At 51.2% G+C, this 19,240-nt stretch carries 16 protein-coding genes; 9 read left to right on the forward strand and 7 right to left on the reverse strand.

Annotated features, from left to right (window positions below):
* Positions 1 to 1,221 (forward strand): ABC transporter permease, encoded by a 1,221-nt coding sequence (locus GJB61_RS26580; protein WP_154122056.1) that lies wholly within the window; start codon positions 1 to 3, stop codon positions 1,219 to 1,221.
* Positions 1,222 to 1,355: 134 nt separating this feature from the next.
* Here GJB61_RS26580 and GJB61_RS31965 read toward each other — a convergent pair whose 3' ends face one another.
* The 3 genes from GJB61_RS31965 to GJB61_RS26590 form a co-directional block, all read right to left on the reverse strand.
* Positions 1,356 to 1,469 carry a YjcZ family sporulation protein gene (locus GJB61_RS31965; RefSeq protein ID WP_229522457.1) on the reverse strand — a complete coding sequence of 38 codons (114 nt, stop codon included), beginning with the start codon at positions 1,467 to 1,469 and terminating at the stop codon, positions 1,356 to 1,358.
* A 155-nt stretch (positions 1,470 to 1,624) separates the two neighbouring features.
* Positions 1,625 to 2,926 (reverse strand): aminotransferase class I/II-fold pyridoxal phosphate-dependent enzyme, encoded by a 1,302-nt coding sequence (locus tag GJB61_RS26585; protein ID WP_154122057.1) that lies wholly within the window; start codon positions 2,924 to 2,926, stop codon positions 1,625 to 1,627.
* Between the two features lie 162 nt (positions 2,927 to 3,088).
* Entirely contained in the window at positions 3,089 to 3,703 is a 615-nt protein-coding gene (locus GJB61_RS26590; protein WP_154122058.1) for a pyridoxamine 5'-phosphate oxidase family protein, read from the reverse strand.
* Positions 3,704 to 3,811: 108 nt separating this feature from the next.
* On the opposite strand from GJB61_RS26590, the gene pdxR reads away from it, so the two are divergent.
* The 3 genes from pdxR to gpmA all read left to right on the forward strand — a co-directional run bounded on the left by pdxR (position 3,812) and on the right by gpmA (position 7,784).
* Positions 3,812 to 5,377 (forward strand): MocR-like pyridoxine biosynthesis transcription factor PdxR, encoded by a 1,566-nt coding sequence (gene pdxR / locus GJB61_RS26595; RefSeq protein ID WP_338116143.1) that lies wholly within the window; start codon positions 3,812 to 3,814, stop codon positions 5,375 to 5,377.
* Positions 5,378 to 5,841: 464 nt separating this feature from the next.
* Positions 5,842 to 6,627, forward strand: a complete 786-nt coding sequence (locus tag GJB61_RS26600) for a helix-turn-helix domain-containing protein (protein ID WP_154122059.1) — start codon at positions 5,842 to 5,844, stop codon at positions 6,625 to 6,627.
* A 407-nt stretch (positions 6,628 to 7,034) separates the two neighbouring features.
* Positions 7,035 to 7,784 carry a 2,3-diphosphoglycerate-dependent phosphoglycerate mutase gene (gene gpmA, locus GJB61_RS26605; protein WP_154122083.1) on the forward strand — a complete coding sequence of 250 codons (750 nt, stop codon included), beginning with the start codon at positions 7,035 to 7,037 and terminating at the stop codon, positions 7,782 to 7,784.
* Between the two features lie 128 nt (positions 7,785 to 7,912).
* Here the strand turns inward: gpmA and GJB61_RS26610 are convergent, their stop codons facing one another.
* The 4 genes from GJB61_RS26610 to GJB61_RS26625 all read right to left on the reverse strand — a co-directional run bounded on the left by GJB61_RS26610 (position 7,913) and on the right by GJB61_RS26625 (position 10,492).
* Positions 7,913 to 8,197: a hypothetical protein gene (locus tag GJB61_RS26610; protein ID WP_154122060.1), complete on the reverse strand. Its 285-nt coding sequence runs from the start codon at positions 8,195 to 8,197 to the stop codon at positions 7,913 to 7,915.
* On the reverse strand, positions 8,187 to 8,348 hold the full coding sequence (locus GJB61_RS26615) for a hypothetical protein (protein WP_154122061.1): 162 nt from the start codon (positions 8,346 to 8,348) through the stop codon (positions 8,187 to 8,189). The genes GJB61_RS26610 and GJB61_RS26615 overlap by 11 nt, the downstream gene beginning before the upstream one ends.
* 163 nt (positions 8,349 to 8,511) lie before the next feature.
* On the reverse strand, positions 8,512 to 9,303 hold the full coding sequence (asd, locus tag GJB61_RS26620; protein WP_154122062.1) for an archaetidylserine decarboxylase: 792 nt from the start codon (positions 9,301 to 9,303) through the stop codon (positions 8,512 to 8,514).
* Positions 9,304 to 9,406: 103 nt separating this feature from the next.
* Positions 9,407 to 10,492, reverse strand: a complete 1,086-nt coding sequence (locus tag GJB61_RS26625; protein ID WP_154122063.1) for a YheC/YheD family endospore coat-associated protein — start codon at positions 10,490 to 10,492, stop codon at positions 9,407 to 9,409.
* Positions 10,493 to 10,748: 256 nt separating this feature from the next.
* Between GJB61_RS26625 and GJB61_RS26630 the strand changes: the two genes are divergently transcribed.
* From GJB61_RS26630 to GJB61_RS26650, 5 genes are all read left to right on the forward strand, one after another.
* Positions 10,749 to 15,617, forward strand: coding sequence for a WIAG-tail domain (locus GJB61_RS26630; RefSeq protein ID WP_154122064.1), 4,869 nt, complete (start codon positions 10,749 to 10,751; stop codon positions 15,615 to 15,617).
* Positions 15,618 to 15,795: 178 nt separating this feature from the next.
* Positions 15,796 to 16,650 carry a glycosyltransferase family 2 protein gene (locus GJB61_RS26635; protein ID WP_154122065.1) on the forward strand — a complete coding sequence of 285 codons (855 nt, stop codon included), beginning with the start codon at positions 15,796 to 15,798 and terminating at the stop codon, positions 16,648 to 16,650.
* Positions 16,650 to 17,597, forward strand: coding sequence for a glycosyltransferase family 2 protein (locus GJB61_RS26640; protein ID WP_229522464.1), 948 nt, complete (start codon positions 16,650 to 16,652; stop codon positions 17,595 to 17,597). Before GJB61_RS26635 ends, GJB61_RS26640 begins: the two co-directional genes overlap by 1 nt.
* Positions 17,594 to 18,331, forward strand: coding sequence for a glycosyltransferase family 2 protein (locus GJB61_RS26645; RefSeq protein ID WP_154122067.1), 738 nt, complete (start codon positions 17,594 to 17,596; stop codon positions 18,329 to 18,331). The genes GJB61_RS26640 and GJB61_RS26645 overlap by 4 nt, the downstream gene beginning before the upstream one ends.
* Positions 18,332 to 18,379: 48 nt before the next feature.
* Positions 18,380 to 19,111, forward strand: coding sequence for a sugar phosphate nucleotidyltransferase (locus tag GJB61_RS26650; protein WP_338116144.1), 732 nt, complete (start codon positions 18,380 to 18,382; stop codon positions 19,109 to 19,111).
* Positions 19,112 to 19,240: the final 129 nt, after the last annotated feature.

Below are 19,240 nucleotides of genomic sequence, written 5' to 3' on the forward strand. Positions count from 1 at the left end.
ATGGATTTGAAGGAGCTGCGCCGGCAGCGGCGTGGCCGTTTCATGGGAAGCATGCTGCCTTATATGGGTTATATCATTCAGAGCGGTGTGGCGATGATGTTCCTCTTCGTATTGATCATATTCTCCGCTTGGTATACTTCGTTGCTGCGGGATGTTCCGGCAGGAATTCCGATTCGCTGGATCATGCTTGCTCTGCTGGGACCTGCAGCGGTGCATAGCGGCTTTCGGACGTATTTGCAGAGTCCGGATACAGTATTCCTGCTGCCTCAGGGTCACCGGATGAGAGAATATTTTGCTCCTGCCTGGGTAAGTGGGAACGTGTGGAAGATTCTGCGGTTGCTATTTGTACTGATCACACTTTGGCCGTTGTACATACGTACGGATGCTTCCCCTAAGCAGCTCTTGGTAACGGCCTTGCTGCTAATAGGTGTGAAGCTGCTGTCTAGCTATGGGTTATGGCGAGAAATTGCGATGCTGTCGCGTCCAGCTTCAATGGCTTACGCTCTGCTGCGCTGGGCTGTAGGAGGCCTAATGGTTGCTGCTTGGCTGTGGCAGCCCTCTGGGCGAGGCCTGATCTTCATCATATTATTGGCCGCGGCGTATCTAGCGGCGCTTACTATTCCGGGACGTCACTCTGTACCCTGGGAGAGACTCATCGCTGTGGAAAGGAATCAGGGAGGTCGCGCACTGATGGTTCTGGGCTGGTTCGTAGATGTCCCTGGTCGCGAACAGCGGGTATATGCCCGCCGTTACCTCGCTAAATGGGGTAGTCGCATCTTGTGGTTGCCCGATACAGCTTATCGCTACTTGCTGACCAAAAGTTTTGCTCGGGGCGATATCTTCGGTATTATAATGCGAGTTACCGTCTTAGGCTTATTGCTGAGCTGGTGGAACCATGGCAGCTACCTTGGCATTGGCATTTATTTGTTCTTCCTCTTCATCCTAGGTGTGCAGCTATCCGCACTGCGTAAACTGCATAGCGAATCGTTCTGGCTCACGGTCTATCCTTTGCCGGAAGGCAGTAAAGGAAGGAATACCACACAATTTGTATTTCGTGCCCATCTAATTCTGGCTGTGCTGATCGCTCTTCCTTTTCTGGCCTCAGTAGGAGAACGCCCGCTGCTGGTAGTTGGAACATTCGTTGCCGGCATCTTACTGGCCTTTCTGTTCAAGGGCTACTTGTCCCGTAAAGAGGCGCAGTTGGATGACGATGATATATAATATGAAACCTTAAGAATAACGGCTCCGCCGTCCTTTCATGGACAGCGGAGCCGTTTATTCTAAAGATTAGGGAATGTCTGGCTAAGGGAAGTGGGAGAGAGCAGAGAGCTCTCTCCCTTAACTGTCATTCCCGATTAGACAAAGAGTGAACGGCTGATGATGACCAACAGGATAAAGAGAACCAGGATAGCGCCAGTGCTTGTAAATGCGCCAGGATATCCGTATCCGCCTCTAACTTCTTCGCTCATGTTTATTCCCCTTTCGTACTTGAGTTGTTGTACTTGAGTACACGGTATTGTATGTATGGGAGGCCATTCGTGTATGGGCCTATGACACGAATGGCAAACAAAAAAGTCAACCCCGGCTAATCGGGGCTGACTTTGAACAATGAGGACAAGAAGGATCAGGCTTTTTCCAGATCGCGGATTCCCGCATACACAAGGTCGAACAGATCTTCAAGCTGCTCCTCTTCTATACAGGAGAAGGCAATACGCAGATCCGTTTCACCTAGAGCAATAGTACCGAGACCGTAATTATGGATCAAATGCAGCCGTAAGTCTTCAGCCGGAACAGTATGCAGCTTCAGACACATGAAATAACCGGAGTTAAATGGATAATAGGTCCACACTTCATCTCCGTATTTGCCGCTGTCCAATAAGGATTTCACTTTATTCGCGCGGCCTTTCATGATCTGGAACTTCTCTTCCTTCTGTTCGGTGAATTCCGGTGCCTTCAGTGCATCGAGCACGAAGGTCTGGGACGGATGCGGGCCGCTGGAAATGGTGGCGCGGATGATACCCATTGTTTTTTGTTCCAGAGCCGCCAATAATTCCTTGCTATCCGATGCATAGGTGATGAAGCCGACCCGGAAACCCCAGACGAACTCTTCTTTGGTTGCTCCGTCAATCTTAATCGCTAATATACGCGGGTGCAGATTGGCGAGTTTGCCGAATAAGGATTCCTTGAGTGATTCCTCGAAAAAGAGTCCAAAGTACGCATCATCGCTGACAACTACCACATTGATACCTTCTTCGGCAGCACGGAGGATAGCCGCAACGATTTCTTCTCCCTCTTTAACGCCGGGAGTATAACCTGTAGGGTTGTTCGGGAAGTTCAACAGTACGATCGCTTTGCCGCGTTCCTTCTGGGCTAGCAGTGCTTCCAGCAAGCCAGCACTATTAAAGTTCATATCTTCCGTGAATAGCGGATAGTTAACGGTTTCCCCATGACGGCGGATGCCGAAGGTTAGCTCGTAGTTTTCCCAGTTCTTGTCCGGGTAAATGATGGCATCGCCTGATTCTGCGAACAGATCGGCAACAATGCTAAGCCCGTGTGTCAGGGCATTGGTAACGATAGGATTACTAAACGATTTGCCAACGAGCGCAGGGTTCTCACGCAGCATCTTCTCCCGCCATACTGTACGCAGCTCCGGTTTGCCTGCCGGTGGAGCATAGCCATACAGATCTTTAGGGCTAAATGCGGAAAGCTTCTCTTGAATGACGGCAAGGTGCATAGGCATGCCGCCTTCGGTAGCGATTCCGATAGTTGCGTTGTATTTCTTGGCATGAGCGGTAGCCTCAGCGGATTGGCTCAGGATGCCTTCTTTCGGGAAATAAATCTCTTTGCCGAGAGTGGAGAGCATATCGTACACATGCTCATTTCCCGCTTTGATACTTTCGTTCAATTGTCCAGCCATTGAATTCATCAGTTTCATCCTTCCGGGGTTCTTGGGGATACATACTGCTAACATTGCCTAACATTATATCACCGCGGCCTGCAACCGTCACTGTAGAAAGCAGCGGTTTTAGCAATACTTTAAGAACAATTCTGGTGGTTTTCACAGGGAAGGATGAAGTTGAAGAGAAATTTAGCGGTGATAGGGACAATATTTTTCCATCATTTCTATCGTTTCGGCATCACGTGTCCCGTTTCTTCCGGACAGACCCTCGATGACATGAGCCCTTGCCTCTTCTTTCAGATTCTGACCAAACTTGAATTTCGCCGTAATTTCTTCAGGCGTTATGCGTATTACGGCGACCCCCTTCAAGCGGGAGTGGTACTGGGGATCTGCTGCATCAATAGGAACATAGCCGCCCTCCGGTTGGAGCTTTTTCATGAACAGAGAGAGAATAACGGCTTTTTCTGTGGAGTCTTCGATTGCTTCAGCTTTACCGTAGGCCGTTACACTTTTGAAATAGGAAGTCGCAGGACAGGCCAACTGGGGATCGCTAAAATAGGATGGGATGAGCGCATACTCATCGGCTACCGTGAAGCAGACGTTCTGCTGGCTGCGGATGACCTCCATTTTGCCGCCTGCATGACTACCGTGGAAATAAAAGCAGCCCTGTGTATATACGAAATTCAGCGGCGTAACCCGTGGGTGCCCCTGTTCATCACTTGTTCCAAGAAAGCCGAAGCTCATCCCGTTCAAAAAAGTAACTAATTCTTCCTCCTGGTCTATTTGAAATTCTTTTCTGCGCATAACAATCCATCTCCCTTTTCGAAATAGAATAGAGGATTGCTTGACAATAAAAAAGGGCCCCTTTACATTATTATTTATGGTCCACTTGGTGGAGAAGGGGGTGAGGATGTGGATATTACGCTGGCATACGACCAATATCTGGCTGTGCACCGCTATAAATATTTAGCATTATATCACGCCCTCCGCGCAGCTATATTGGAGGGGACGCTTCCGGGAGGAACGAGGCTACCTTCTACTCGGCGTCTGGCGGTACTCTATGATTTATCGCGAGGATCGGCGTCGCAGGTGTATGACATGCTATTGGCAGATGGATATATTAAGGCGAAGATAGGCCAGGGGACTTTTGTCTCCGATGACAGTTTTGCTGCTTCCAGTGCGGAAGATAAAACGACTGGGTCAGCTGCTAAGGAGGCTGCCAGTCCGGACGAGGCTGGGTTGAATGCGGGGGGATCGAACGGGGCTGGTGTACATAAGGCTGCAGAGGTTAGCGGAATGAATAGTCAATATGCTGCTATTCCGCTCTCTGCATGGGGGGGACGACTTATTAAGCGGCAGGTGTCGCTATATAACAATACCCCGGAGGACTTTGTCAGCTTTCGCAGCAGTGGGGTGCTGATGGAGCACTTTCCCTACGCCGAATGGCGGAGTGCCTTGTCCTATGCTGGGGGCAAGGGAGGTGGGCGCCTAGAAAATGTCTGCCCACCCCAAGGTGACGTGGGCTTACGACAGGCAATTGCTGCCCATTTGCGGATTACCCGTGGCATTCATGCCGAAGCGGAGCATATCGTGCTGTTCAGCGGCTCGATGCAAGGAATTGTCCTTTTGACACAGCTGCTACTGGAAGCGGGAAGTCCGGCTGTCGTGGAGGACCCTGGCTTTCATGGAATTCGCAGAGCCATCGAGGCTACGGGCGGGCGCTTGCTTGCCGGGAAGTTAGATAGCAGCGGGCTGCAGGTGGAGGATTGGGAGGCACGGCTGCTGTTTGTAACGCCAAGCCGCCAGTTTCCTACCGGAGCGGTGCTGCCTTTGGAGCGGCGGCGGGCACTGCTGGAATGGGCGCAGCGGCATGATGCGGTAATTGTGGAAGATGATTATGACAGTGAATTTCGTTGGACCGGACGTCCGATCGAACCCTTGAAAGCACTCGATCGGGGAGAGCGGGTTGTGTATATGGGTTCTTTCTCCAATAGCATGTTCAGGGGGCTGCGGATTGGTTTTGCAGTGCTGCCCTCATCGCTGGTGCAGCCGGCTATTGCCGCCAAGGCGCTCTATGAGCCGCTCCCGGCCGGGCTGCAGGAGCAGCGAGCCTTGGCGCGGTTCATGAATACCGGCGGCTACAGCCGGCATTTGCGGCGTATGACGCGCTTATACGGCGCGCGCAGCCGCAGCTTTCGCACGCTACTGGCGGAGCGGCTTGGCGGTCTGTTTACCCCGCTGCCCGGCGATGCGGGCTTGCATATCTACGCGCGCTGGCTGCGCAGCAGCGCGGAGTTTGCCGCTTTTCAGGCGGCGTCACGCAGGCGCGGCACAGACTTTAGAGACGCGGCGCTGTACCGGATTACGCCGGGCGAGCCTGCGGCCTGTTTTTCTTTCTCTCATCTGGATGAGAACGCGCAGGAGGAGGGAGTAACGCGCCTGCTTCTGGCGTGGAAGGATGTGCAAAATGCCACGTGACGAGGTATTATGGAAAGTAGGGAAACGTTGTGGGTGCAGGGTTTGTTAAGGAAGTGCCCAATTTTTGAATGAGGGCATGAGAGAACATAGGTTAACAATAGAGGCATTTTCTGACGTTAATCAGCTGGATTTCACGTTTAGTAACGACTTAGCAGCATTCACTGCCTCTAATTCTGCCCTGGGTAGCTAATCTTTCGAAATCCAGTTGCAATAACGGCATTATTTGCTGCTAATTAGAGAAATGGGTTTAAATCCTGCGATTTAACAACATAATCTGTCGTTAAATAAGTTGAGGCGACTCTACTGATCTTATTTGGGTGGGGCTTTATGCTTACGAAGCAAGTTTTGCGAAGTGAATACACAGAAGCATATGCTCACAAAACTTAAGCATATGCTTACGAAGCAAGTTTTGCGAAGTGAATACACAGAAGCATATGCTCACAAAACTTTTAGGAGGGAACGTTATGCTGCATGCATCGCCGTCCTCGTTTGTCATCTTGCCGGCCTTGGCGAAGATTGTATGCGAGCCAGGCTGGAAATGGCAAAAAAGAGAGAAGCCGCTGCAAAATTATGATTTGTTTTATGTCTGGAGCGGGGAAGGTACGGTTGTCCGCAAAGGTGAGCCCTTTCAAGTTGGCAAAGGAAGTTGTTTCCTGTTTCGGCCGGGCGAACATACTAGTGCCACACATAATCCGCAAAAACCGCTCGTACTTACATATATCCACTTCGATGTTATTGGAGAGGTAACGGATATCCCGCAGCCTTACCGTGAGCTTACGGAAACTGTGGAATTCGAGCATCTGCTCGCTCGGTATGTCCGGCTGTTTCTGGTGAAGACTTACGCTGCGGAGGAAGAGGGGCAGCTGATTCTCAAGCAGCTGATGATCCATTTGCTGCGGGAGGATCAGGTCATGCCTGTGGAACGCCACGTGAGCAACCAGCTGGCTGAGGTTATCCACGAGATTGCCAACTACGTGAGCCAGCACCCTGGCGCTTCGCATCGGGTGGAGGATTTGGCGGCACGAGCGGGCTTGTCGCCACGTTATTTTTCGATCAAATTCAAGGAGCTTACAGGCTCCTCTGTCCAATCCTATGTCATTCGTGCGCGGATTGAACGAGCCCAGCACTTGCTGTTATATGCCGGTATGAACGTCACGGAGGTGGCGGATGCGCTAGGCTATCGGGACATTTTCTTTTTCAGCCGCCAGTTCAAGCAACATACCGGAAAAAGTCCGTCCGAGATCCGTTGATTACTTCGTCTTTGTTTCAGTTATTTCCTACTTGGGTAATACGTTTCAGCCTAGTTTACAGAGAGTTTACATAACAGCTTGGAAGGGGAGACACTAGGAATGATGCTCAGACGCCGAATATGCAATACAGAATGTAAAGGTGGAGGCGGTGGGATTTTCAGAAACCGCTTAAGAAGATTGAAACGGTCCAGTGGAATTATCGCCAACTCCTGGTTTTAAGAATAGTGTATGAAGAACCGGGACCCTTCAGGGTGTCGGTTCTTCTTTACTTTATTGAGGAATCTTATCTATATTAGAAATAAAGGATACATTTGCATTATAAGCACAAGAAGTTGATAGTACTAATTAGATCATGTAGAATCCGTTAATCCAGGTTGCAAGCTATAAGTCCAAAGGAGAGTGAAATGATGTACGAAGTAGTATTGATACGGCATGGAGAGAGTGAGTATAACCGCCAGAATCTGTTTACAGGCTGGAGCGATCCCGATTTGACGGAGAAGGGTATTCAAGAGGCAAAGGCGGCAGGCAAGCTTCTAAAAGAAGCGGGATATACCTTCGATCTGGCTTTTGCCTCTGTACTGAAACGTTCGATCAAGACGCTCAATTATGTTCTGGACGAGATGGATCTGCTGTGGATTCCCGTACAGAAATCATGGAAGCTGAATGAGCGTCACTATGGTGCCTTACAAGGACTGAGCAAGAGTGAAACGGCCCTGAAATACGGGGAAGAGCAGCTGCATATCTGGCGGCGGAGCCTGTCGGTCCGCCCACCACAGCTGGAGCCGGATGATCCGCGGTACGCCAGAAATGATATTCGCTATAAAGAGGTTCGAGCTGGAGATATTCCGCGGGGGGAGAGCCTCGAAGATACGGTTCACCGTGTCGGCGACTTCTGGGGCAAACGAATTGTGCCGCTCATTCACAAAAAAGAACGGGTTCTTATCTCTGCGCACGGCAATACCTTGCGGGCGTTGATCAAATATATGGAGGATATCGACGAGGCAGCGCTGCTGGATCTTAATATCCCTACAGGTGTTCCACTGGTCTATAAGCTGGATGAGAATGTGAAGCCGATCAGCCGCTTTTATCTCGGGGTACCAGAGGAAGTAAAGGCGAAGGCTCTTGAAGTGGCCAACCAGAGTAAGGTGACGGAATAAATTACAGGTGAATTGGCCTATTAGAATGAAAAAAACTCACAGCTCTGTGGAGAAATCTGCAGGGCTGTGAGTTTTTTTGGAAGATGTCAACTTCACCATGCTTAGGTGGCTGGAGTTGTGCATACATTTTATTCTCCCAACCTTTCGTATCGTAATTGTTCCAGGAAGGCGGAGACATCCTTGGTGTAGCTACCGTCTGCAATAGTAGTCTTAATTCCATAACCTGCTATTTTAAAAGATGGTTTTGTGATAATGACTGGCTTCATCAAATAACCTCGGACACCGGTCATCTTTGCGGTATATGGAGTCGGGTTGTAGCCATATACCTTGGGAAGGCTTTGGTAAATCCACTTTGGGTCACGAATCCATAGTCTGCTGCAATATCGATAATTTTTCTGCCCTTTATACTCCATGATCGGCATTTCCATACAGGCTTGAAATACTCGGCAAAAATGGTACAAGAGAATAGCCTGCGAGAGAAGCGATATGCTCGGGTATCAATTCCTCCTTGATGTTGGCTTCAATAAATTCGATACAACGTTCTATATCAGATCTATAGTTCAAACGTTCACTTTCCTTTCCCCGTACGGTTAATTACATTGTATCAAGAACCTGTAAGGATGTTTGTTCCTGCGTTGCTGTTATATAAACATGAAAAGGTACCCACGCTTCAGCTTAATGCCTGCGGGATACCTTTAGGTGTTCATGTGTATATGAAATTCATCCTCTAAAGAGGACGGTGGAGTGTTCCCAGCCATTCGCCCATCTTGACCTTTGTATCCGTCCCTAGTCCAGGACGCGGAGTAAAGGTACCGCTTTCGGTAAGCAGTACTACCGTTGAACCGAACTCGAAATAGGCCAGATCGCCGCCCGCCTGCCATTCTGTAGCATTGTCATCGGTGTAGCGGATACTGCTGACGTTCATCGCCCCTACTTTAACCACTGCAGCTTGCCCGCAGTCTCCGGCAATATAAGTAATGAGCCGTTCGTTGCGGCTCAGCACACTTGTCATTTGTCTCATGCCGAAATCATTGACAGGATAGGCCCGCCCGCGAATATGCTCGCTCTCTACCTTCTGCCCGGTAATAGGAGCGTGAATTCGGTGATAATCGGTAGGACTCAGATAGAGCACGAAGAAAAAGCCCTTCTTGTACAGCTCCAGATGCGGAGAGTGATTAAGCAGCTCTTCCAGCTTATAATCTTGACCTTTTACATTCATAATCGTTCCACAGGAAATATCGCCCATAGCGGTAATGGTGGCGTCAACTGGGCTGACCAAGACATTGTCTCCAGCGGCGATTGGCCGCATGCCCGGCCGTAACTGACGGCTGAAAAATTCATTAAGTGTACGGTATTCTCCAGGATTCTTCGCCGCCTCGGCGGCAGGAATATGGTAACTCCGAATAAATGCCGGAATAAGAAAACGGCTGAGTCTGCTATGGGAAAAAGCACCCATTAACCGGGAAAGCCATCTGTGTGAGGATAGCTCGGTCATCAGCCGCAGCAATTGTTTAACCATGCCCATCTCCCTTTCATAGTGCAGCAGTAAGGTCTCGCATGGAAGCCAGACCTTTTCCGCTCTGCATTATATTGACATAGAATAGAGGACAAATCAATAACAGTTATCCTAGGGACCCGTTCTCCAGTAGAAAACGGGCATAGCTCATGGGCCGGCGGTAGCTGTCTTTCCAGATCTCTGTGAGCCCGGCTTTATGAAATCCATAACGCTGGTCGCGGCCATTGCATTCAATGAAAAAGAGTTGACCGTCCTTGGTAATGCCAATGTCCAGTCCAATATCAGCCAGGCCGGGGAGACTAAGCTCCAGCCAGCGTGCTACGGCAAGACTTAATGTCCCCACGGACATACGGATATTTGCCGCCGCGGCGCCTGTAAATACCTGCTCCAAGGCGTAGGAAGAACTTAAGGCTACACCGCCTCGAGCGAGGTTGGAGACGAAGCCGCCTGGGGCTGCGAGCTTGGCGAACAGGCCCGTGGTCTGCCACTCTCCTCCCCAACCGCGCTGGACGGTGACACGTAAATCAAAGGGACGGCCGCCAATCTCAGCCAAAGGGATGCGTTCCTGGACCAAATAGGGTGTAGCTTCCAGACGCGCCCGCAGCATACCTGATAATCCCTCCTGTTCTACAGGTACGTTTATCCAGCGCCGTGCACTGGGCGACAGGTAGAATAATATCCATCTCTGTTCGCCTATGTGAACCAATCGCATGATACCTTTGCCTATACTCCCCCGGCAGGGTTTGAGAATGAGATCCGGATAAAGGGTCATCATTTTTTTTAGCCCAGACAGACCTGTAGCGCTTGCTGGCAGAAAAGACTTCAGCTCCGCACTTTGCGCTAGCAGTCGATGAATTTCATCCTTGCCGTAGCGGTTGCAGGTATTGAACACCAGTGGACCTTGCTGGATCAGTCGCTCCATGCTTGCGTTATTCTGCTCATAAATCGCCCGGTTATGGATAACCTCAGGTGTTGGAATTATGGCATATCTATATCCCTGAGCTCCTTTTATATAGGTGGCACTGTAGCCTGAGTCTGTATCAATGTCAGCGAGCTTCAGGAAGCAGGGGATTATTCCGTATGCTGCCGCGGCCTCCTCATAGTTATTTAGAGACTCCTGTCCCGTTTTGTGCCGGGGAACGCCCCGGTGCATAGCGGAATTCAGCAGTATTCCCACGTGCTTTTGCCCCATGTTCGTTCCTCCCGTTATGTTGAGTAACTTTATTTCGTTGTTCTCTTCTTCTGTCAGTGTATGTTTGTACGCGCCCGTCAGGATGGACGAATGCGCGGCGGCAAAGGCCCTTTTTTGCTGCTGACTCCATTCAGAGGTTTGCTGTGTCCGTGAAGAAATTACTCCTTTCCGCAAGCTTTGCTCAAAGGGTGTCATCAGCCCAGTCCGCTGCATATGATGCCTACGAGAAACAATAGTTGGAAGGAGGAGACTGCTTATGAGGAGCTCCAAAAGAAAGCAGCCGCGCAGTCCGAAAAAACGACTCTATTATGTGGATAATCCCAATACAGAGGAACTGAGCATGCTGGTAAGCGGTCCGAAATTCACAGGAAATGTTGAGATCGTGAGCAGTGAATCAGGGCTATTGCCAGTTCAGGCCCTGCAGGTAAGCGGGGTCGGGGCAGGTGTCGCTGAACTAGAAGAGGTAACACCGCAGTCAGCAAGTATTGTACCGCCAGAGTCTATTGTGGAAACGGAGCCGCAGGAACAGACGGATCATTTATCCGCAGCACTATTATCCGTTCCCGAGAAGGAACGCCTGCAGCCGGTGTATACGGATGATCTGTCCGATGGAGCCGTTACCGGAGCCAAGATCGCTCCCCGTACCATCGACGGGTCAAGGTTGAAGTTCGGGATCATTGGTACACCTTGGTTGCAGGATTACGCGGTGCAGAGCATTAATATCGCGGACAAGGCAGTGACTTCCTCCAAAATCGCCCCGGAATCCATTTCGGGCGAACATTTAGCGGAAGGCAGTGTTAGCGGAGGCAAGCTGCTGGACCATTCGATCGGTGGAGAGAAGCTGAAGAATGGCAGTATCGGTCCAGAGAAGCTGGCTGATCGAATCATCGGCGGGAGCCAAATTGGGGATAAATCGATAGAGAGCCGCCATTTGAGCGAGTTTATTATTACGGCTGATTTGCTGGAGGACGGTGCAGTTACCGGTGACAAAATACAGAGCAGCAGCCTGTCAGGCCGTCACTTGGCCAACGGAAGTATTGACCGTTCCAAGCTGGCAGATGAAGCAATATCCGGCGACAAAATCGCCGATGGTGAAATCAGCGGCGCAAAGTTGGGCGACGCCGTCATTGAGAGCCGCCACCTTAGCGACTATGTCATCAAGGCACAGCATCTGGCGCCAGGGGCTATTGGGCGGGAGCAACTTGCCACTCGGTTGATTGGCAAGGAGCAACTTCAGCCTGGTGTGATAGAGAGTACGCATCTGGCAGAAGGGTCAGTAGGTTCTAGACAACTCGGGATGGAAGCTGTACGAAGCGTGCATTTAAGTTCGGAAAGTGTGACCGGCGGGCACATTGCTGACGGGGAGATACTCAGTCGACATCTGGCCGACCGCAGCATTTCTTTTGTAAAGCTGGCCGAGGGAGCTGTGGGTACCGCACAGATTATCGAGCAAGCGGTCACCTCTTCGAAGATCGCCGACCAGAGCATACTGGCTCATAAGCTGGCAGATGAAGCCGTGACTACCCGGCATATCGCCAAATCTGCGGTGCGCAGTCCGCAGATTGCCATGCAGGCCATATCCTCAGTTCATCTACAGCGGGAATCCGTGGACAATTCTCATTTAACAGCAGAGTCGGTGGGATCTGAACAGCTGCAGGATGACGTCATCTACACCCGTCATCTGTCCTCTGGGGCAGTCACTGGCGAAGCACTGGCTTGGGATTCGGTGACAGGGGAACATCTCCATTCATCCAGTGTTACTACCGCCAAATTGGCGGATGGGGCCGTGAGCTCAACAAAGCTGGCAGCGGGTTCGGTTGTCGGTAATGCTATCGCCCGTGAAACTGTGAGCGGGGAACATATTGCCATTTGTGCAGTAGAGGAGAAACATCTGGCCGATGCCAGTGTAAGTGGGCGAGTTCTGCAGGAAGCCGTAGTGGATGCTGAGCATTTGGCCCCAGGCGCCGTGGAACGAAGACATCTTGGAGAGAATAGCGTGACTTCTGTAGCTCTTCAGTCTGGTGCAGTATCCGGAGATAAGCTGGCTTCCGGTTCGGTTAGGGAAATTCATCTTGCTGCTGGGGCGGTTCAACCGCACCATCTCGCAGATCATGCCGTGACCTCGCTGAAGCTATCGCCGGAAAGCATATCAACGGATAAAATCAACGATTTGTCGGTTACTTCTGCCAAGCTCGCAGATGGTAGTGTGGATTCCGTTAAGCTCGCTGCGTCAGCTGTTCAAACGGAACATTTATCGTCGGGAGCGGTTGTCGGGAATTCGATTAGTGACAGTGCCGTGCAAGGTAGGCATTTGGCTCCGGCCAGTATTGGTGGAGTGCATGTCCGCCCGTTATCCATCGGCAATGGGCATATCATTCCGAACGCGATTTCTTCTATACAGATACAGAACGGAAGTATTGATAGCGGGAAGCTGGCGAACCATTCCGTGAATTCCCTTCATCTGGCTGCAGACAGTGTGGGAAGCAATCAACTGATTCTTAAGTCTATTGAAGGCCGCCACATCCGTTCAGGTGAAATCACACTTCAGCATTTGGCAGATGAGGTCAAGAGCGCCAATCTGCTGCCTGATGGCAGCGTTTCGGGGGATAAACTGGCGGAAGGTTCTATTCACGCACATCATCTGGCACCGGACAGCGTGTATGGCGCTCACCTGGCTATGGAGATCATTGAGAGCCGCCACCTTACTCCGGGAAGTATTACCATGGAACATCTTGCAGAAGAGGTGCGAACCTCTGAGCTGCTACCAGATAGCAGTATTACTGGAGAAAAGCTGGCGAAAGGTTCGGTCGGCTCCATTCATATGTTACCTGGGAGTGTACATGGCAGTCATATAGCGAGGGGGAGCGTAGATAGTCGGCATATGATTCCCGGCAGCATCAAGCTGGAGCATCTTGCAGAAGAGGTGCGAACCGCAGAGCTGCTGCCAGACGGCAGTATCACTGGAAAAAAGCTGGCGGAATGCTCGGTGGGCTCGCTACATCTGGCACCAGGCAGTGTGTATGGTGCTCATCTGGCTGGGGAGATGGTGGAAAGTCATCACATCCGTACCGGCAGTATTACACTGAAACATCTTGCCGAAGAGGTTCATGGCACCGAGCTGCTGCCAGACGGCAGTATTACTGGAGAAAAGCTGGCGGAGGGTTCGGTGGGTTCGCTACATCTGGCACCAGGCAGTGTATATGGCGCTCATCTGGCTGGGGAGATGGTGGAAAGTCATCACATCCGTACCGGAAGTATTACGCTGAAACATCTTGCAGAAGAGGTGCGAACCTCAGAACTGCTGCCAGACGGCAGTATTACTGGAGAAAAGCTGGCGGAGGGTTCAGTCGGTTCGTTACATCTGGCACCGGGCAGTGTATATGGCGCTCATCTGGCTGGGGAGATGGTGGAAAGTCATCACATCCGTCCTGGCAGTATTACACTGAAACACCTTGCCGAGGAGGTTCATGGCACCGAGCTGCTGCCAGACGGCAGCATTACAGGAGAGAAGCTGGCAAAGGGTTCGGTGGGTTCGCTACATCTGGCACCAGGCAGTATATATGGCGATCACTTGGCTGTGGAGACGATAGAGAGTCGGCACCTAAGTCCAGGAAGTATTACACTGGAGCACCTTGCAGAAGAAGTTTATGGCACTGAGCTGCTGCCAGACGGCAGCATTACAGGAGAGAAGTTGGCAGAGGGTTCGGTGAGTTCGCTACATCTGGCACCAGGCAGTATATATGGCGATCACTTGGCTGTGGAGACGATAGAGAGTCGGCACCTAAGTCCAGGAAGTATTACACTGGAACACCTTGCAGAAGAAGTTTATGGCACTGAGCTGCTGCCAGACGGCAGCATTACAGGAGAGAAGCTGGCAGAGGGTTCGGTGGGTTCGCTTCATCTGGCAGCGGGCAGTGTGAATGGTACCCACTTGGCCGGGAATGTTGTGGAAAGCAGACATATCCGTCCCGGAAGCATCAAGCTGGAGCAATTGGCAGAAGAGGTGCGAACCTCTGAGCTGCTGCCGGACGGCAGTATAACTGGTCAGAAGCTGGCAGAAGGCACGGTTAATTCCTTCAATCTCGCACCAGCCAGTGTATATGGCGGCCACTTAGCTGTAAACACGGTAGAGAGCCGTCACATTCGTTCCGGCAGTCTTAAACTGGAACATTTGGCCGAAGAAGTACGGACCGCTGAACTGCTGCCAGATGGCAGCATTACCAGTGCTAAGCTGGCGGAAGGGTCGATCAAATCGTTCCATGTGGCACCGGGTAGTATATATGGCGGTCACTTAACCAGAGATTCAATAGAGAGTCGCCACATTCGTTCAGGAAGCATCACACTAGGGCATCTAGCCGAAGACACCCGGACCTCCGAGTTGCTGCCCGACGGCAGCATTACTGGAGCTAAGCTAGCCGAGGGTGCAGTGAATTCTCTGCACTTACAGCCGAATAGCGTATTCGGTGAACATCTTGCTGACGAAAGCGTGGAAGAGCGGCATTTGCGGCCTGGTAGTATTAGGCTGGAGCATCTAGCTGAAGATACCCGGACCGCGGAGCTGCTGCCGGATGGCAGCATTACCGGCGAGAAACTGCAAACGGGGAGTGTGGGTACAACACATCTGTCTGCAGGTGCGGTAGGTGTGACGGAAATTCAAGACGAAGCCATAGATTCCTCCAAAATCGCTTCATTCGCTGTCCAATCCCGTCATCTAGAGGAAGAGAGTGTGCAGAGCTACCATATTGCCCCTGGTGCAGTAAGCGGGGAGCATCTGGCAAACGGGACAGTGAATACAGAACATCTGTCTTTTAGTCCCGTACAGAGTGCCGGGAAACGAGAGACGCTGCAGCAGTTCGGGATGACGGCATTCATGTTCAATGGAGACGCAGAAAGCGTGGAAGTGACCGTATCGTTCGATGAGAGCTTTGGCCATACTGGCTATGTGTTGGTTGCCATGACGAATCAGGCTTACTTTTATGCTTCCTTGAAGAGCCGGGCCATCGGAGAAGCAGTGATCCAAGTGGTTCGACTGCGCGAGACCCCACATTTTTATGGTGTGATCTCCTGGATCGCCATCGGTGCACCTTTAGCAAAACCGCTGCCTGATGACCGGGTATTTGACTAGAATAAACTGCGAGCGCAGCCTATGGCTGCGCTTTTGTTGTATCTAGATTAAGTCGTTGCGGAAGCCTTTTGTCCTCTTTTCTATATGCAGGGTGACATTGGCCGTTACCCTGTGAAGCGTATTACATAAACTGTGTTGTACCCTAAAGCCCGATGAAGAAGCCCTGTAAGGAAGGTGGATGAGCTTGAAGCCAAAAAGAACTTCAGCCCGCCGCACGGGGCGGCGGGTTTCACCAATAAGGCGAACGCGGCGATCTTCCCGTCCGGTACGGCCAACCGCTGCATTGCCTGCAGCTAATCACTCGGAACCCTATGTATCGGTTATTATTCCAGCTATGAATGAGGCTCGGACTATTGCCAGAGTGATAGCTGGAGCTAGAGGTGTTCATTCGCGCTGTGAGGTTATTGTGGTCGTCAACGGTTCGGCCGACAACACGGCGGAGGTGGCCCTTTCGTCAGGTGCACGTGTCATTTTGTTTGAACAGCCGCTTGGGCACGACGCTGGCCGCAGCATCGGAGCAGAAGCAGCCAAAGGTGAGATTTTATTATTTACAGATGGAGATCTGGTCATTCCCGCTTCACAGTTGCGCCCCTTCGTGACGGCAGTTAGCCGTGGTGCAGACATAGCTCTCAATAATTATTCCGGACCGGTCCGGAAACGTGTGCCCCATCCAGTGGTGCTTGCCAAGTATTCGTTGAATATTCTGCTGGGCCGCTCAGATCTGAACGGCTGTTCAATGACAGCTGTTCCACATGCAATGAGCCGCAAGGCGCTTGAAGTTTTAGGAAGCGCATTGTTATCCCGTCCACCCCTGGCACATGCCCGTGCAGTGATGGACGGTCTACGAATTGAGACTGTGCACAAAGTGCCTGTAGGGAAACTAAACGCCGTTCGCCGTAAGGCAGGCAGTTATGATCCCTTGCAGCAGGTTATCATCGAGGATCATCTGGAGGCTGTGTCCTTGCTGTTACAGCGACAGGGGGACAGAGCGGGGTTTAGTGACGGGAGCCGACGCCGGGAGATGGTGAGGTGATGGTATTGATGCCTAAAGCTAAGCTGGGTACGAAGTCACAGCGGCGAAGTGGTTCATCAGCTACATCCAAATCCACTGTCCGCCGAGCTGTAGCAGGTACAGCGACAGTCAATAAGTCCGCCGCTCGCCGCCCACCTCAATCTCTGGCGCTGACGGTGGGTAAGACATCACAGGCACTTCCCGTATTACACGGAACGTTATCCGTAATTATCTCAGCGCGGAATGAGGAAGAGACCTTGCTGCGCCTGCTGAAGCAAGTTGCGCGCCTGAAGCCCACAGAAATAATTGTGGTGCTAAACGGGTGCAGGGATAGCAGCTTTGAGCGAGCCCGGTTATCCAGGCAAGCTATTGTTGTACACTGCCCGGACTCCGCCGGACATGATGTAGGGCGGGCGATCGGTGCGAAGCTGAGCAGGGGAGACATTCTGTTATTTCTGGATGGGGATATGGTCATTCCCGCTCCACAATTGGCCTCATTCGCAGCCGCTGTAGACAGCGGAGTGGATGTAGCGCTCAACGATCTGGACTCGCTGCTCCCTCCGTTTGGATTCAGTGATGATGTGATACGCTCTAAGCTATTCTTAAATTTCGTGCTGGGCCGAAGTGATCTCGGGGTCAGCTCGATGACGGCTGTTCCTCATGCGCTTTCCCGACACGCCCTGGAGAGCATTGGCTACCGTGAATTGATGGTTCCTCCCAAAGCGCAGGCCATCTCCATACTGAACAAGCTGCGGGTGGAAAAGACACGTTTGGTAAACGTCATCAAGCATAACCGGCTGCGCCCGGCGAATACGGGAGTTGGCAACCCTGTGGAACAGCTAATTGTCGGTGACCATGCTGAAGCATTGCTTACGGTTCTTTCACAGCGGGTTACAAGTAATTTCCTGCATGCTGAAAGTCTTCAAGAGCAGCGACGGCAATTGGCCCTCTGGAGGAACGGATTATGACGCTGACCAGTATTATTATTCCAACCTATAACGGTCTCAGTCTGTTGTGTCGTTGTGTGGAAGCGATCAGAGCCCACACGGCGACGCCTTATGAAATTATCGTTGTGGATAATGCTTCACAGGATGGGACGGACGCTTTCTGTCGCTTGGAGAAGATTACATTCATCTCCCTGCCTGATAATCGGGGGTTCCCCTCGGCCTGCAATCTCGGTCTGCAGCTGGCCTGCGGCGATGAATTGCTGCTGTTGAATAACGACGTAACCGTCTCCGCAGGCTGGTTAAATAATCTCAAGGCTGTGTTATACAGTGCACCGGATATTGGTATTGTGGGACCTGTGACGAACTATGCCAGCGGACCACAGCAAGTAAAGACCGATTATGAAGGACTTGCGGAATTTCATGAAGCTGCGAAGAGAGCGAATATTCCTAACCGTTTCAAGTGGAAAGAGACGCGACGGCTGATAGGATTATGTTTTTTGTTAAAAAGAGAAGTGCTGGAAGCTGTAGGTTTGTTGGATGAGAGATATTCACCAGGACATTACGAGGATGATGATTACTGCTTGCGTGCCCGAATGCAGGGTTACCGGTTGCTAATTGCCGGGGATTGCCTGGTGCATCATGAAGGAAGTGCCAGCTTCAAAGAAGTATATCATTCCGGCTGGCAGGAGCTGGTAGAGCGAAATCGCAAGATTTTTATGGAAAAATGGGGTGTTGACCCTGCAATGTTTATCTAAAATGCAGACCTGGGTAGCTAAAGACGTAGACAAAGAGGAGGAAAGTAAGTGAAAGGAGTCATACTGGCGGGCGGAACAGGATCAAGACTTCATCCGCTGACCCGGCTTATGAACAAACATTTGCTTCCGGTCGGCAAATATCCTATGGTGTGTTACGGCATTGACCGGCTGCGCCGAGGAGGTATAAACGATATTCTTCTGGTCATCAGCAAGCAGTCTGCCGGGCTGTACACGGATTTTCTGGGCAGTGGTGCTTCCTTTGGTGTATCTCTGACTTACAAAATCCAAGAGGCTGCTGGAGGCATTGCAGAAGCACTGGAGCTTGCGAAGGGATTCATTCCCAAGGGGGAACGCTTTGTTGTGCTGCTGGGTGACAATCTTTTTCTAGATGATCTGACTCCTTATGTGGAGAGCTATCTCCGGCAACCGCCGGGGACAGCGAAGGTGCTGCTGAAACCCGTAGAGGATGCGCGCAGATATGGCGTTCCTGTATTTGACAGTCAAGATTCAGCATGGATTGCCTACATTGAAGAGAAGCCGCAGCATCCTAAGAGTAAATATTGTGTTACTGGTATATATATGTATGATGAGGCCGTGTTCGACTTGATCCGGCGAATATCTCCTTCCAAAAGGGGGGAACTGGAAATTACCGATGTGAACAATATTTATGCTACTGATCGCAGGCTTAGCTACGATGTGCTTAAAGAATGGTGGAGTGATGCAGGTACGTTCCAGTCCCTGAGTGAAGCAGGGGAGAAGCTTAAAGACGCGCTGCCTTAAGGGAGGCCACTGAAAAACATGGCCTTCTCGGAAGATTGGAAACAAACATATCCAAAAGACGACATTCATTCGGACCTAGCGAATGAATGTCGTCTTTTTAAGGTGTATTGTTGCCTGGGCTAAGCCCTT

Source organism: Paenibacillus monticola (assembly GCF_009664975.1).
Lineage (GTDB): Bacteria > Bacillota > Bacilli > Paenibacillales > Paenibacillaceae > Paenibacillus_AQ > Paenibacillus_AQ monticola.